The 14,704-nt window shown below is 69.2% G+C and carries 15 protein-coding genes; 3 read left to right on the top strand and 12 right to left on the bottom strand.

Features of this window, described 5'->3' with window-relative positions; genetic code table 11:
* Window positions 1-11: 11 nt before the first annotated feature.
* The 4 genes from ACAM52_RS31545 to ACAM52_RS31530 form a co-directional block, all read right to left on the bottom strand.
* Complete coding sequence (locus tag ACAM52_RS31545) at window positions 12-464, bottom strand: MarR family winged helix-turn-helix transcriptional regulator (protein WP_095950280.1); 453 nt, start codon at window positions 462-464, stop codon at window positions 12-14.
* 867 nt (window positions 465-1,331) lie between these two features.
* Window positions 1,332-2,183 (bottom strand): ABC transporter permease, encoded by an 852-nt coding sequence (locus tag ACAM52_RS31540; RefSeq protein ID WP_369645486.1) that lies wholly within the window; start codon window positions 2,181-2,183, stop codon window positions 1,332-1,334.
* An 11-nt stretch (window positions 2,184-2,194) separates the two neighbouring features.
* The gene (locus ACAM52_RS31535) at window positions 2,195-3,160 is read right to left on the bottom strand and encodes an ATP-binding cassette domain-containing protein (RefSeq protein WP_062481101.1); all 966 of its coding nucleotides are present in this window, start codon (window positions 3,158-3,160) and stop codon (window positions 2,195-2,197) included.
* 38 nt (window positions 3,161-3,198) lie between these two features.
* The gene (locus ACAM52_RS31530) at window positions 3,199-4,089 is read right to left on the bottom strand and encodes a LysR family transcriptional regulator (protein ID WP_369645485.1); all 891 of its coding nucleotides are present in this window, start codon (window positions 4,087-4,089) and stop codon (window positions 3,199-3,201) included.
* Window positions 4,090-4,194: 105 nt separating this feature from the next.
* Between ACAM52_RS31530 and ACAM52_RS31525 the strand changes: the two genes are divergently transcribed.
* Together ACAM52_RS31525 and ACAM52_RS31520 are read left to right on the top strand one after the other, a co-directional pair.
* The gene (locus ACAM52_RS31525) at window positions 4,195-4,860 is read left to right on the top strand and encodes a glutathione S-transferase family protein (protein WP_095950277.1); all 666 of its coding nucleotides are present in this window, start codon (window positions 4,195-4,197) and stop codon (window positions 4,858-4,860) included.
* The gene (locus ACAM52_RS31520) at window positions 4,857-5,822 is read left to right on the top strand and encodes a pyridoxamine 5'-phosphate oxidase family protein (RefSeq protein ID WP_369645484.1); all 966 of its coding nucleotides are present in this window, start codon (window positions 4,857-4,859) and stop codon (window positions 5,820-5,822) included. The genes ACAM52_RS31525 and ACAM52_RS31520 overlap by 4 nt, the downstream gene beginning before the upstream one ends.
* Window position 5,823: 1 nt before the next feature.
* Here the strand turns inward: ACAM52_RS31520 and ACAM52_RS31515 are convergent, their stop codons facing one another.
* On the bottom strand, window positions 5,824-6,987 hold the full coding sequence (locus ACAM52_RS31515) for a cytochrome P450 (protein WP_369645483.1): 1,164 nt from the start codon (window positions 6,985-6,987) through the stop codon (window positions 5,824-5,826).
* Window positions 6,988-7,070: 83 nt separating this feature from the next.
* Here ACAM52_RS31515 and ACAM52_RS31510 point away from each other — a divergent pair, with 83 nt between their 5' ends.
* Complete coding sequence (locus ACAM52_RS31510) at window positions 7,071-7,766, top strand: helix-turn-helix transcriptional regulator (RefSeq protein WP_307697085.1); 696 nt, start codon at window positions 7,071-7,073, stop codon at window positions 7,764-7,766.
* Between the two features lie 12 nt (window positions 7,767-7,778).
* Here ACAM52_RS31510 and ACAM52_RS31505 read toward each other — a convergent pair whose 3' ends face one another.
* The 7 genes from ACAM52_RS31505 to ACAM52_RS31475 all read right to left on the bottom strand — a co-directional run bounded on the left by ACAM52_RS31505 (window position 7,779) and on the right by ACAM52_RS31475 (window position 14,701).
* On the bottom strand, window positions 7,779-8,801 hold the full coding sequence (locus ACAM52_RS31505) for a Bug family tripartite tricarboxylate transporter substrate binding protein (RefSeq protein ID WP_369645482.1): 1,023 nt from the start codon (window positions 8,799-8,801) through the stop codon (window positions 7,779-7,781).
* Window positions 8,802-8,915: 114 nt separating this feature from the next.
* Window positions 8,916-10,433, bottom strand: a complete 1,518-nt coding sequence (locus tag ACAM52_RS31500; protein ID WP_062481401.1) for an AMP nucleosidase — start codon at window positions 10,431-10,433, stop codon at window positions 8,916-8,918.
* A 45-nt stretch (window positions 10,434-10,478) separates the two neighbouring features.
* Window positions 10,479-11,027 carry a TIGR00725 family protein gene (locus tag ACAM52_RS31495; protein WP_307581868.1) on the bottom strand — a complete coding sequence of 183 codons (549 nt, stop codon included), beginning with the start codon at window positions 11,025-11,027 and terminating at the stop codon, window positions 10,479-10,481.
* Entirely contained in the window at window positions 10,978-11,799 is an 822-nt protein-coding gene (locus tag ACAM52_RS31490; protein ID WP_062481405.1) for an ABC transporter permease, read from the bottom strand. Before ACAM52_RS31490 ends, ACAM52_RS31495 begins: the two co-directional genes overlap by 50 nt.
* A 9-nt stretch (window positions 11,800-11,808) precedes the next feature.
* On the bottom strand, window positions 11,809-12,885 hold the full coding sequence (locus tag ACAM52_RS31485) for an extracellular solute-binding protein (protein ID WP_369645481.1): 1,077 nt from the start codon (window positions 12,883-12,885) through the stop codon (window positions 11,809-11,811).
* A 23-nt stretch (window positions 12,886-12,908) separates the two neighbouring features.
* Complete coding sequence (locus tag ACAM52_RS31480; RefSeq protein WP_369645480.1) at window positions 12,909-13,937, bottom strand: ABC transporter ATP-binding protein; 1,029 nt, start codon at window positions 13,935-13,937, stop codon at window positions 12,909-12,911.
* Complete coding sequence (locus ACAM52_RS31475; RefSeq protein ID WP_070061918.1) at window positions 13,934-14,701, bottom strand: ABC transporter permease; 768 nt, start codon at window positions 14,699-14,701, stop codon at window positions 13,934-13,936. Before ACAM52_RS31475 ends, ACAM52_RS31480 begins: the two co-directional genes overlap by 4 nt.
* Window positions 14,702-14,704: the final 3 nt, after the last annotated feature.

Raw genomic sequence — 14,704 nt, 5'->3', positions numbered from 1 at the left:
TGGGTTGTGTGTCAGGCGGCTTTGCGGATGCGGTCGCGCAGGGTTTGTATTTGCTGCGTGAGGGCGATCAGCTCGGGGACGGAGCATTCGGCGGCGGCCATGAGGCATTCGGGGACGTTGGCGGCACGGGACTTGAGCTTGCGGCCTGCGGTGGTGAGCGTGATGTGGACGCGGCGCTCGTCTGCGACGTCGCGGACTCGGGCTACGTAGCCGTTGGCTTCTAGGCGCTTTAGCAGCGGGGTGAGGGTGCCGGAGTCCAAAGAGAGACGCTCGCCGAGGGCGGAGACGGTGGGGCCGTCTTGCTCCCAGAGGGCGAGCATCACGAGGTATTGGGGGTAGGTGAGCTGGAGCTTTTCTAGCAACGGCTTGTAGAGACGGGTCATTGCCAAGGAGGCGGAGTAGACGGCGAAGCAGAGCTGGTTGTCTAGCTTGAGCAGGTCGTCTGTGTTGGGTTTCGTTGGCATGGGTTGAATTGTAGTTCGCAATTGAATTGTGTGCAATGTAATTGTTTTGGATTGGTTTTTGGGGTTGCTTTCCGGGGCCGGGTCTCGCCCCGGCGGGCGACTCACTTTCTTTTGCTTCGCCAAAAGAAAGTAAGCAAAGAAAAGGCGACCCCACTGTCTGCGACCCTCCGCTTCGCTGCGGGCAACCTGCGGTGCTCGCGTTTCGCGGGGTCTCGCAGAACTCGCTTCGCTCAAACAGCTGCGAGCCCTGATCCGCGAAACGCTGCGCTCCTCGGCGCAGCCAGAGGGGATTTGGATACCAGCGGGCCGTCGCTTCGCTCGGCCCGGGAACTTCCAACAGCCGCATGCCACGAGCTGTGCTCGTGCTCGTGCTCGTGCTCGTGCTCGTGCTCGTGCTCGTGCTCGTGCTCGTGCTCGTGCTCGTGCTCGTGCTCGTGCTCGCATCCGCCCGCACTCATGCTGGTGCTGGTGCTCGCAGGCATATCTGCATCTGCATGAGCGCACACGCCAGCGGCTCACGCAACGACCAACGCCACGACCGATCCCCGCCGCAGCAGGCGCGAAGCGCCTGCTGCGGCCCACTGGCCGAGCGAAGCGATGGCCCGTTAGGTATCCAAAGCCCTTCTGTATGCGCCGAGGAGCGCAGCGTTTCGCGGATCAGGGCTCGCCCTTGTTTGAGCGAAGCGAGTTTGGGCGAGACCCCGCGAAATGCGAGCACCGCAGGTTGCCCGTAGCGAAGCGGAGGGACGCAGACAGTAGGGTCGCCTTTCTTTTGCCTACGTTTCTTTGGCGAAGCAAAGAAAAGTAGGTCGGCCGCCGGGCCGAGACCCGGCCTCGGGAAGCAAACCAAGCCAACACCTCAACGAACTACCCCCGAAACCGCTTCCGAGTCAAAGCCAGTGCAATCCAGAAAGCAACAACCGCATACACAACCAAAACACCCGCATGCACCCACCACCCCTCAGGCCACCGATCCATAAACAACGGCCGCACCAAAGCCACAGCATTGGTCAAAGGCAACCAGGCAGCCACAGAACGCACAACAGAAGGCAACTGCTCCAGCGGAAAAAACACCCCACTCAAGAACATCATCGGCGTCATGAACAGCGTGAAGTAATAGGTAAAAAAGTCATACCCCTTCGCCAACGCATTGAAGATCAACGCCACCGAAGAAAACGTGATCCCACACCCGATCAACACCATCCAAGCCACGATCAACTTCGGGCTGTGACTGATCCCAAGCCCAAGCATCACAAACAAGATCGCAGTCACAGTAAAAATCGACTTGAACGCCGCCCACAACATCTCGGCCAGCACGATGTCATCCAGCCCCACCGGCGCATTCATGATCCCGTCCCAAGTCTTCTGCACATGCATCCGAGAAAACGCCGAATACAGCGCCTCGAAGCTCGCCGCATTCATCGCGCTCATGCAGATCGACCCACTCGCCAGGAACAGGATGTAGGGCACCTGCGTGCCATCCACCGTCACCTGCCCCACCAAAGCGCCCATCCCGTAGCCAAACGCCACCAGCCAGATCAGCGGCTCCGCGATGTTCCCGATCAGGCTAGGTAAAGCAAGCTTGCGCCACACCAGCAGGTTGCGCAAAAACACCGGCCACCATCGCATCGACAGTTCAGGCGCGCGCCACACGGAGGGTGAAGGCGGCACAGGTGCCTCGGGAGAAACAGCAGCAGAAGAAGCAGTGGTTGTGTTCATAGAAAGAAGGCCTAGCCATCCTGGCGAATCTGCCGACCGGTGAGCTTGAGGAAAAGATCTTCCAGATTGGCCGGCCGATGAAAGGTGCGCAGCCCGCCATGCTGCGTCAGTGCGTCGAGCAGACGCCGCGCATCCTGCGTATAGAAGAACACGGTCTCACCGCTCACTTCCACGCGCGCAGCCAGCGCCTGCAGCTCGGCAGACCCCGCCAGCGACAGCGCCCCATTGCCATACACCTCGACCACATCAGGCTCCAGGTGCTCGGCGATCAGATCGCGCGGACGACCTTCAGCGATCTTGCGGCCGTGGTCGAGCACCAGCAGCCGCGAACACAGGCGCTCGGCCTCGTCCATGAAGTGCGTCGTCAACAGGATCGACTTGCCCTGCTGCAGCAGCACCTGCAACCGCTCCCACATCAGGTGCCGCGCCTGCGGGTCAAGCCCGGTAGTGGGCTCGTCGAGCAGCAGCAACTTGGGGTCGTTCACCAGCGCACGCGCCAGCGACAGGCGCCGGCGCATGCCGCCCGACAGCTCGCCGGGCTTGGCGTCGGCCTTGTGCGAGAGCGCGGCGAACTCCAGCAGCTGTGGCACGCGCGCTCGCACGTGCGCCTTGCTGAAACCGAAGTAACGGCCGTACACCACGAGGTTCTCGGCGCAGCTGAAGTCGGGGTCGAGGGTGTCGAACTGCGACACCACGCCCAGCTGCGCCTTGATCGCCAGCGCGTCGCGCGGCATCTGCAGGCCCAGCGCCTCGATGCTGCCGCCGTCGGGCGCGGTGAGGCCCAGGCACATGCGGATGGTGGTGGTCTTGCCCGCACCGTTCGGCCCGATCACGCCCAGGCACTCGCCGGGCGCGATCTCGAACGAGAGGTCGTCGACGACCGTGGTCTCGCCGTAGCGCTTGCGCAGCCCACGGACCTGGAACAACGGGGAAGAAGACGAAGAAGAAGGCGAGGAGGGGGTGGTGTGGGATGGCACGCGGCCATTCTGACGCAGCCGGCCGATTGGCGCAGCAGCTACATGCGCAAGCCGCTGAACTCGCTTTTCATCCAGTCGATGAAGGCCCGCGTGCGCGCCGGCAGCAGCCGCGCATTCGGGTAGATCACGCTCACGGGGCGGGGCGCGGGCTCGTAGTCTTCGAGCACCAGCTGCAGCCGGCCCTGCGCCACATGCGGCAGCACCTGGTAGGAGAAGAAAGTGCCGAAGCCCATGCCGGCGGCGCAGGCCTCGATGGCGGGCGCGAGGTGGTTGAACTCCAGGCGGTTGTCGGGCGTCACGTGCACGGTCTTGCCGCCGTCGCGGAACGCCCATTGGGCCGGCGCATCGATGCGCCCGCGCACGCAGGGCGCACCCGCCAGGTCGCGCGGATGGCGCGGCACGCCGTGCTGCGCGAGGAAGGCGGGGCTGGCCACCACCACACGGCGGATGGTGCCCAGCGTCTGCGCCACCAGCGACGAGTCTTCGAGCGGGCTGATGCGGATGCCGACATCGATGCCCTCCTCGAGCAGGTTCACCGTGCGGTCGTGCAGCCGCACGCTGCAGCGCACCTTCTCGTGGCGCTGCATGAAGCGCACGATGGCGGGCGCCACGTACATGTGGCCGAACAGCACCGGCGCGGTGATGACCAGCTGCCCGGCGGGCTCGCGCGCCTCGGCCTTCAGCGCCTGGTCGGCGGCGTCGGCCGCGAGCAGCACTTCGCGCGCGCTCGGCAGGTAGTGGCGGCCTTCCTCGGTGAGCGAGAGGCGCCGCGTCGTGCGGTGAAAAAGGCGCACGTCCAGGTGCGCCTCGAGCGCGGCGAGCGCGCGCACCACGGCGGGCAGCGAACTGCCGAGCGCCTCGGCGGCGCGGGTCAGGCTGCCCTGGTCGGCAATCTGCACGAAGGTCTGCATGGCTTTGAAGCGATCCATGGCGCGATTAAACCGGAAAACGCAGCAGTCAAATCCGGAAAAGGCTATTCATTCATTTGGTGGAAGAGAGAAGAATCGAGGCCATACCCACCCGAAGGACTCTTCATGACCGAGAACAGCACCAACACCCGCCAGCCCGCCCAGCCCATCCAGCTCTTCGGCAGCGCCATCTCGGGCCACGTGCACCGCGTGCGCTTCTTCCTCTCGGTGCTGGGCCTGCCCTTCGAGATCGTCGAGCTCAACCTGCGCCAGCGTGAGCACCGCACGCCGGAGTTCCTAGCGCGCAACCCCTTCGGCCAGGTGCCGGTGATCGAGGACGGCGAGGTCACGCTGGCCGACTCCAACGCCATCCTCGTGTACCTCAACGAACGCTACGCCCCCGACCCGGCGCGCTGGATGCCGCGCGACCCGGTGGGCGCGGCGCGCGTGCAGCGCTGGTTCTCGGTGGCGGCCGGCCCGCTGGCCTACGGCCCGGCGGCGGCGCGCATCATGGTGCTGTTCGGCGTGGACGCCGACCGCACCGAGACCGTCAAGCGCTCGCACGCGCTGCTCGCGGTGATGGAGACCTGCCTGTCCGAGCAGCCCTTCCTCGCGGGCCCGTCGGCCACGCTGGCCGACATCGCGAACTACGCCTACGTGGCCCATGCGCCCGAGGGCAGCGTGTCGCTCGACGCCTACCCGCAGCTGCGCGCCTGGCTGGCGCGCGTGGAGGCCCTGCCCGGGTTCGTGCCGATGGTGCGTTCGCCGGTGGGCCTGGCGGTGGCGTCATGATCGCCGCACCTTTCCACGCCGGCGAGCGCGCGCTGCAATCGCTCGTGGGCGCGCGCGAGCAGATGGAGGCTGTGGGCCCGCGCGTGATCCGCGACTACATGCCCGACCAGCACCGCGAGTTCTTCGCACTGCTGCCGTTCCTCGTGGTCGGCAGCCTCGATGCCGACCTGCAGCCGTGGGCCAGCATGCTCGCTGCGCCCGCCGGCTTCGCGCACTCGCCCGACGCGACGCACCTGCGCATCGACGCGCTGCCGGGCGCCGGCGATCCGCTCGCGGGCCAGCTCGTGCCCGGCGCCACGCTGGGGCTGCTGGGCATCCAGCCGCACACGCGGCGGCGCAACCGCATGAACGGCACGGTCGAGGCGCTCGACGCGGCGGGCTTCATGGTCGAGGTGCAGCAAAGCTTCGGCAACTGCCCGCGCTACATCCAGGCGCGCGAGCCGGTGTTCGCCGCACCGCCCGTCAACGAGCCCGCCGTGCAGTGGCTCGACACGCTCGACCTCGCGGCCGAACGGCTCATCGGCGCGGCCGACACGCTGTTCATCGCCACGGCCTACCCCGACGCGGTGGCGGTGGGCGACGCGGCCGATGCGCGCTCGCACGGCGTCGACGTGTCGCACCGCGGCGGGCGGCCGGGCTTCGTGCGCGTCGATGCGGGCGGCGTGCTCACGGTGCCCGATTTCAATGGCAACCGCTTCTTCAACACGCTGGGCAACCTGCAGGCGCACCCGCGCGCGGGTCTGCTGTTCGTCGATTTCGACACCGGTGAGCTGTTGCACCTGAGCGCCACGGCGGAGATCGTCACGGACGGTCCCGAGGTGGCGGCGTTCGAAGGCGCGGAGCGGTTGATGCGCTTTCACGTCACGCGCGCGCTGCGCCGCCCGGCCGCGCTGCCGCTGCGCTGGGGCGAGGCTGCGTTGTCGCCGCACCTGGCGGGCACGGGGCGCTGGGCCGCGCACTGACTCAGTCGAAGACGGGAATGCGCCCGTTGACCGACGGCCGATAGTGCCAGCTGAGCGCGTCGAGATCGGGTGCGCTTCGTTGGCACAACAGCGCTTCGAGGCCCGCCGCAGCCAGCGTGCAGGCCAGCGCCTGCCCCGGACATGCATGCATGCCATGGCCGAAGCCGAGCACGCGGCGCCGCGCACGCACGGGCATGAAGCGGTCGGGATCGGGGTTGAACGCCGGATCGCGCTGCGCCGAGGCCAGCAGCACCAGTACCGCTTCGCCCGCCGCCAGCGAGGTGCCGGCGATCTCGACGGGCTCGATCGCGAAGCGGCGCGTGTTCTGCACCGACGGGTCGTGGCGCGCCGTCTCCTCGACGATGGCGAGCAGCCCGTCGCGCGTGCGTGCCAGCGGGCGCAGCGCAGGCTCGCGCGCCAGCGCAACGAGGCTGTTGCCCAGCAGGCCCGCCGTGGCGTCGCAGGTCTGCGAGAGCAGGCCCACGAGGTTCGCCAGCAGCGCGCGCGAGAGCGGCGCGCTCGCGGCACTTTCGGCCAGCACCGCCGCCAGCAGCGTGCCGTCGCGCGGCGAGGCGTTCGCGCTCAGGGTTTCGAAGCGGTTCATCAGTTCGCCGGCCGCCATGCTCGCCGCCTGCAGCTGGTCGGCGTTCGACAGCGGAGAAAGGCAGGCGACGAAGTCGCGCATCCAGCGGTCCACCTGCGGCAAGGTCGCACCGTCGAAACCAAGCAGGTGCGCCATCGTCCGCACGGGCAGCGAGAACAGCGCCTCGGACAGCGGCGCCTGCGCAGGCAGCTGCCGCGCCACGTCGAGCGCGGCGGCGTGCGCCGCCTGCAGGTCGAGCCCGGCCAGCGCGCGCTGCAAGGCCGGCCGGTGCGCCTGGTGCGCGGGGCCGTCGTTCATGCGCACGAGGTGGCCGAACACCTCGCCCGCCGGGCTGCCCACGATCGCGCGCGGCACGGGCTCGGCGGCAGGGCGCACGCGCAGCGCGCCGTGGGCCTGCAGCACCTGCATGACGACATCGGCGCGGCTCGCGACCCACACGCGCAGGCCCTCGTGCCACGCGAGCGGCGGGCCGTCGCGCAGCGTGGCGTAGTACGGGTAGGGGTCGGCATGCGTGGCGGCGGCGACCGGGTCGGCGGGATGAGTGAGCGTGGCGGTAGTCATGGCGCGCAGTGTGCGTTCGCCGCCGCCGACACACTTCGCTCGCGAACGAAGTGTGGGATGCGGCATCGCCTTAGGATGCCCGCATGGACGACACCACCGCTTCCGACTTCCAGCTCGCCCGCCTCGCCGGCGCCATCGCCGAGCCGGCGCGCGCCCGCATGCTGAACTGCCTGATGGACGGCCACGCCCGCACCGCGACCGAGCTCGCCACGGTGGCCGAGGTGGCGGCCTCGACCGCGAGCGCGCACCTCGCGCGCCTGAAGGAGGAGCGGCTGGTCGAGGTGCTCGTGCAGGGCAAGCATCGCTACTTCCGCCTGGCCAGCGACGACGTGGCCGCCGCGCTCGAAAGCCTCATGGTCGTGGCCGGCGCGCCGCGCCCCTCGGCGGCCGCCTTCCAGCCCAACACGCCAAGCCGCCTGCGCAGCGCCCGCACCTGCTACGACCACATGGCCGGCACCGCGGGCGTCGCGCTGCACGACCGGCTGCATGCGCAGGGCTGGCTCAGCGGCCTTGCGAGCGGCTCGTACGAACTCACGCCCGACGGCGCCATCGCGCTGGAGAGCCTGGGCGTCGAGGTCGACGCCGTGCGCCGCTCGCGCCGCCGCTTCGCCTGCGCCTGCCTCGACTGGAGCGAACGCCGCCCGCACCTGGGCGGCGCGCTCGGGGCCGCGTGGCTGCAGCTGTCGCTGCGGCGCGGCTGGGTGCGGCAGGAACTCGACGGGCGCGCGCTCACGCTCACGCCGAAGGCGCAGCGCGAGATGCCGGAGTTGTTTGCTTGAGGGCGAAGGCGCTCAGGCCTTGAGTTTGAGCAGATAGATCAGCGGGCCCGCCATGGCGGTGTCGAGTTCGAGAAAGCTCTCGAAGTCCTTGCCCGCCATCCAGTACGGGTCCCAGTTGTTGCGCTTGATGGTCTTCTGCCAGAGGTCGTGCGTGGTGGCGCGTTGCACCGCCTCGAGCAGCTGGCCGCGGCGGTAGGGCGGCACCTTCTTGCCGGTCATCACGCCGCGCCAGTTGGCCAGGTCGGCGTCCACGCCCTGCTGGCGCACCGAGGCGATCCCCTGGAACGGGTGCTTGGACGACACGCCGATGGCGCGCAGCTTGCCGTTGGCGATGTTCTCGGCGAACTCGCTGTAGCCCGAGATGCCGACTGCCGCCTTGCCCGTCTCGAGGGCTTCGACCACCTGCGCGCCGCCCGGGTGCGGCTGGTAGTTCAGCGACGCCGAGGCGCCGGCCACGCGTGCCAGCATGCCGGCGAACATGTGGTCCACGCCGCCGGCCGAGCCGCCCGCGATGACGGTGTTGGCGGCATCGGCGCGCAGCTGGGCGACGAGGTCCTTGGGGGTCTTGATGGGCGAGTCGGCCTTGACGGCGACCACCTCGTAGTCGCTGGTCAGCCGCGCCACGGGCGACACATGCGCCAGCGTGACGGCGGGCTTTTGCAGCGCCACCGCGCCGACCATCACCATGCCGCTGACCAGCAGCGCCTCGGGGTCGGCGTCGTACTTCTCGACGTACTTGGCCAGCCCGATGGTGCCGCCCTTGCCGCCGATGTTCTCGTAGGTGACGGTGCCCACGGCGCCCGAGGCCAGCAGGGCGGCGCCGAGGGCGCGGCCGGTCTGGTCCCAGCCGCCGCCTTCGTTGGCGGGAATGACGATGCGCAGCTTGCTGCTCAGCGGCGCGTCGGCCGCGCGGGCGTTGCCGGCCCACAGCGCGGCCTGGCCCGCACCGGCGGCAGCGGCCGAGGCTGCCAGCCAGGTGCCGAAGCGGCGGCGGGACAGGGGAAGGGCGGCGGCAAGCGGCGAAGACGGGCGCATCGTGTTTCCAGTTGTGTACGTGACAGCCAATGATGTCCGCGAAACAAGGCAAACACGCCCTCGCCCGCACAGGGAGAAACCCTGAGGGGACAAAGGGGCGAAAGGCGTCGGAGCCTACTGGAAAGCCACTTCCGCGAAGCTTCGCAGCTTGCGGCTGTGCAGCCGGGTCGTGCCTTCCTGGCGCAGGATCTCGATGGCGCGCATGCCGATGCGCAGGTGCTGTTCCACGCGCTCGCGGTAGAAGTGGTTGGCCATGCCGGGCAGCTTGATCTCGCCGTGCAGCGGCTTGTCGCTCACGCACAGCAGCGTGCCGTAGGGCACCCGGAAGCGGAAGCCGTTGGCCGCGATGGTCGCGCTTTCCATGTCCAGCGCCACGGCGCGGCTCTGGCTGAAGCGGCGCTGCGGCTGGTTGCCGGGCAGCAGCTCCCAGTTGCGGTTGTCGGTGCTGGCCACGGTGCCGGTGCGCATGATCGTCTTCAGGTCGGGGCCCTCGCACTTCGTGACGTCGGCCACCGCCTGCTCGAGCGCCAGCTGGATCTCCGACAGCGCCGGGATCGGCACCCACAGCGGCAGCTCCTCGTCGAGCACGTGGTCCTCGCGCACATAGGCGTGGGCCAGCACGTAGTCACCCAGCTGCTGCGTGTTGCGAAGGCCCGCGCAGTGGCCCAGCATCATCCAGGCGTGCGGGCGCAGCACGGCGATGTGGTCGGTGATGGTCTTGGCGTTGGCCGGGCCGACGCCGATGTTGGTCATGGTGATGCCGCTGTAGTCCTCGCGCACCAGGTGGTAGGCCGGCATCTGCGGCAGGCGCGGCGGCGCGGTGCCCTGGCTGCCGTCCAGCAGGTGGGCGAAGGTGTCGCTGTGGCCCGCGGCCAGCCCGCGCCGGCGCGTGATCACGTTGCCGGGCTCGATGAAGGCGATGTACTCGCTGTTCTCGTCGGCCATGGCCTCGTGGCCCAGGCGCACGAACTCGTCGATGTAGAACTGGTAGTTGGTGAACAGCACGAAGTTCTGGAACCACTCGGGCGCCGTGCCCGTGTAGTGGCGCAGGCGGTGCAGCGAGTAGTCGACGCGCGCCGCCGTGAACAGCGACAGCGGCTGCGGCTCGCCGGGCAACGCCTCGAAGGTGCCGTTGGCAATGCCGTCGTCCATGGCGCCCAGGTCGGGCAGGTCGAACACGTCGCGCATGAGGGCGCGGCGCTCGGCGCTCATCGTGCCTTCGATGTGGTCGTTCTCGGCGAACGAGAAGTGGATCGGAATGGGCTGCGTGCTGGTGCCCACCTCGATCTCGACCTGGTGGTTTTCCAGCAGCAGGCGGAACTGGTCGAGGTAGTAGCGCGAGAACAGGTCGGGCCGCGTCAGCGTGGTCTCGTAGCGGCCGGGGCCGGCCACGAAGCCGTAGCTCAGGCCGGCGTTGGCCGGCGGCGTGTGGCGCGAGACGGTGTGCGTGTGCACCCGCACGAACGGGTAGCAGGCCCGCACCCGGCCCGGCAGCGCCTCGCCGGCGACGAAGCGCAGCATCGATTCGCGCAGGTGGGCCAGGCCGCCCTGGTAGATGGCTTTGACCTGGTCGAGCGCCTCGGCGGCGTCGGTGAAGCGGGCGGGAGCGACAAAGGTGGGCATGTAGGGCATGCCGTCATTGTGCAATGCGCCCGTGTCGGCGGGGAGGTCCTGAGGTCAGTCCAAGAGGCAGGCCAGCACCTTGCCCAGCATGTCGTCCACGTCCGTGGCCTGCACCGCGCCGGGCAGGGCGACGTCGCCGTGCATCACGAACACCGGCTTGCCCCATTTCAGGCCCATGGCCATCTCCGACAGCGTGCCCATGTTGCCGCCGATGGCAACCAGGCACACGCCGCTGCGCGCGATGATGCCGTTGCGCATCTCGCCCATGCCGGTGGGAATGGCCACGCTGAGCCATTCGTTGGCATGGCGGTCGTCGTCCTCGGGCAGGATGCCCACGGCGATGCCGCCGGCCTCCACCGCGCCGCGCGAGGCCGCGGCCATCACGCCGCCGCGCCCGCCGCAGACCACCGCCATGCCCGCGCCGGCCAGCGCATGCGCCACCGCGTAGGCGGCCTCGCATTCGGCCGGGCCGCCGTCGCCCGGGCCGAGCATCGCCACCGGCTGGCGGTGGCGCTGCGGCCCCCACTGCCGTTGCGCCAGGCGCGTCAGCGCCTCAGTGACCGGCGCCGACAGCACCGCGCTCGCGCCTTCGTGTAAAGACATCGCCCACTCCCATCACGACCACACACACCACCATCAGCACCAGCGACAGGGCCGCCGCCACCGCGAAATCGGACCCGCCGTCGCCCACCTGCGCGAGCAGCATCAGCGGCAGGATGTTCAGCTGCGTGCCCACCAGCGCCAGCGCCGTGCCGTAGGTGCCCATGGCAATCGCGGCCACCATGCAGGCGTTCGACAGCACCGAGGGCAGCACCTCGGGCAGCACCGTGTCCCGGAAGGCACGCGCCTTCGAGGCGCCCAGCGTGCGCGCCGCCTGCGCCGGGCGCAGGTCGAGGTTGGCGAACACGGGGTACAGCGACAGCGCCACGCGCGGGATCAGGTAGTAGGCATAGGCCAGCCCCAGGCCCGACACGCTGTAGATCCAGCTGCCGATCACGGCCGGGTCGGCGCCCAGGCCCGCGAGCAGCTGCGTCACGAAGCCCGCGCGGCCGAAGGCGAGGATGAAGCCGTAGGCGATCACCAGCCCCGAGAACGCCAGCGGCAGGCCCAGCAGCGTCATCATCCATTGGCGCCGGCCTTCGGGCTGGCGCGCCAGTTCGATGGCGATGCAGGTGCCCACCAGCGCCGAGATCGCGCCCGCCGCCAGGCCCAGGCCCAGCGTGTTGCGCAGTGCGCCCAGGAACAGCGGGTTGCCGAACAGCCGCCCGAAGGCACTGCCGCCCTCGCCGAAGGCCTCGGGCAGCAGCGCCGCCAGCGGCACCGCGAAGAACAGCGCCATGAAGGCCCAGGCGGGCCAGGCGCCAAAGCGTCGCATCACGGCCTCTTACTTGCCCAGCGCGGCCTGCGCCCAGAGCTTGTCGACCTCGGCCTTGCGCTCCGAGGCCTTCACCACGTCGAGCGGCTTGATCTGCGGCGCGGCCGGCATCTTGGCCGCGACATCGGCCGAGAGCGGCGTGCCCGGCACGGCAGGGCGCACGAAGCCCTGCGCGAACAGCGACTGGCCGGCCTCGCTCATGATGAAGTTGAGCCACAGCTTGCCGGCGTTCGGGTTCGGGCCGTTCTTCACGAGGCTGATGGCGTACGGCGCGGCCACGCTGGCCTCCCTCGGGATCACGACCTCGACCGCATTGCCCATGCCGTCAACGTGCTTGGCCTTGAGGCCGTCGTTCTCGTAGCTGATCCACACCGGGATCTCGCCCTTGAGGAACTTGGCATACGGCGTGGTGCCCTCCACGCGCAGCACGTTGCCGGCCGCGTGCAGCTTGCCCAGGTAGTCGGTGCCGGGCTGCACGTTGTCGACGCTGCCGCCGTTGGCATACGCCGCGGCGAAGGTCAGCACCTGGCCGATGCCGGTGGAGCGCGGGTCGAGGTAGACCACCGTGCTCTTGAACTCGGGCTTGAGCAGGTCGGCCCAGCCGGTGGGCACGTTCTTCACCAGCTTCTTGTTGACCAGGAACGCGATGTTGAGCGTGTGGATGGTGAACCAGCGGCCCTCGGCCTCGCGGAACACCGGTGGCAGCTTGTCGAAGTTGACGGGCTTGAAGGGCGCGACCACGTCCTTCTTCGCGGCATCGACGGCCGAGGCGGCGAAGTAGTAGGCGGTGTCGGCCTGCGGGCGGCGCTTGGTTTTTTCGAGCGCGACCACGGTGGCGGCCGAGCCGATGTCGTTGTAGGTCAGCTCGATCTCGGGGTAGCGCTTCTTGAAGTCGCGGAACAGCGACTTCCAGTTGGCCCACTCGGGGCCGGTGTCGAAGGAGACGCACAGGCCTTCCTTCTGCGCCTCGGCGTACAGCGCCTTCTCGCCCGCGTAGAGCTCAGGGCCGTCGAAAGCGAAGGCGGTGCGGGCGAGCGACAGCACGGGCAGTGCGCCGGCGGCCTGGATCAGATGTCTGCGTTGCATGGGGGCTCCTTGGAAGGAAAAGGTCAGTGGTCGAGCAGGCGAAGGTGTTCGGGGGCGATGGCGATCGCTTCGGCCGCCGGCGCGGCCGACTCGGCGAGGAAGGGCTTGCCCGCGCCCGCCACGTCGAAGTCGTAGCGCGTGAGCGCGCCCAGGTAGCGCTGTGCGCCGGTGCGGCCGGCCAGACGGTTCACGCTGTCGGGCGCCGGGTCGGGGCGGATGTGTTCGGGGCGCACCAGCACGTGCACCGCGGTGCCGAAGGGCCGGTTGCCGGTCTCGGCGAAGAGCTCGGCAAAACCCATGTCGAGCCGGCCCGGCGAGGCCACCTTGGCGGGCAGGATGGTCGAGAGCCCGACGAACTCGGCCACCGCGCGGCTCGCGGGGGGCTCGTAGATCTCGCGCGGCGTGGCGATCTGCAGCAGGCGGCCGTCTTTCAGCATCGCCACGCGGTCGGCCATCACCAGCGCTTCTTCCTGGTCGTGCGTGACCAGCAGCGTGGTCGCGTTGAAGCGCTGCTGGATCGAGCGGATCTGGTCGCGCAGGTGGCCGCGCACGCTGGCGTCGAGTGCCGAGAGTGGCTCGTCGAGCAGCAGCGCACGCGGATCGATGGCGAGCGCGCGGGCCAGGGCCACGCGCTGCTGCTGGCCGCCCGAGAGCTGCGCCACGGCGCGCTGTGCATGGTCGCCCAGCCCGACGATGTCGAGCAGCTCCTGCGCGCGCTGGCGGCGCGGGGCCGTGTCCACCTTGCGCAGCTTGAGCCCGTAGGCCACGTTGTCCAGCACGCTCAGGTGCGGAAACAGCGCATAGCTCTGGAACACCATGCCGATGTGGCGCTGGTGCACCGGCGTGCGCGACATGTCGTCGCCGCCGAGCACGATGCGGCCCGTGTGGCCGGTCTCCAGTCCCGCCACCAGCTTGAGCAGCGTCGACTTGCCCGAGCCGCTGGGCCCGATCACCGCCACGAGCTCGCCCGTGCGCACGTCGAGCGACACGTCGTGCAGGCCGTGCGCGCTGCCGGGGTAGTTGTAGCTGACGTTGTCCAGGAGGAGGCTCATGCGCGCTGCTTCACCAAAGAGGAAGAAAGAAGGGCCGACGCGCTCGCCAGCACGAGAAGGATGACGGTCGCCGCGCAGGCAAAGCCCGTCGCGCCGTAGAAAGCCTGCAGCAGCACCACCGGGTAGGTGCGGTTCTGGAAGCTCGTGAGCAGGTTCGACAACCCGAACTCGCCCACCGAGATGGCCGCCACCATCACCAGCCCGCTGATCAGGCTCTGGCGCAGGCTGGGCAGCACGATGCCGGTGAACTGCTGCCAGCCCGAGGCGCCGAGCGTGGCGGCGGCCTGCTCGAGCCGCCCGAGGTCCAGGTGGCGCAGGTCGGTGAGCAGCGTGTTGGTGAGGTAGGGCAGCGTGAGGATCGCGTGCGCGGCGATCAGCAGCGGCATCGAGCCCAGCCAGGGCGCGAGGTCGGTGTTGAACACGATCATGTAGCCGAAGGCCAGCGTGATGGTCGGCACCGCGACGGGCGTGGCGCTCACGATGCGCGCCGCGATGCTGCTGCCGCGTCGCGCGCCGTGGTACAGCGCATAGGCCAGCGGCAGCGCCAGCACCGTGTTGATCGCGCAGGCCGCCATCGCCACCACGAGGCTGCTCACGAAGGCCTTGCGGAACGAGGTGTCCAGCCACAGGTCGACATACCACTGCCCGGTGACGCCCGTGGGCAGCAGCGTGTTGGTCCAGTTGCCGCCGAAGCTGCCGATCGCCAGCAGGGCGATGGGCAGCAGCAGGTACAGGCCGTAGACGAGCGAGATGCCGCGAATCAAGGG

Source organism: Variovorax sp. V118 (genome assembly GCF_041154445.1).
Taxonomy (GTDB): Bacteria; Pseudomonadota; Gammaproteobacteria; order Burkholderiales; family Burkholderiaceae_C; genus Variovorax; species Variovorax boronicumulans.
The sequence above is the reverse complement of the archived record's forward strand: the minus strand, read 5'-3'. Positions and strand labels throughout refer to the sequence as shown.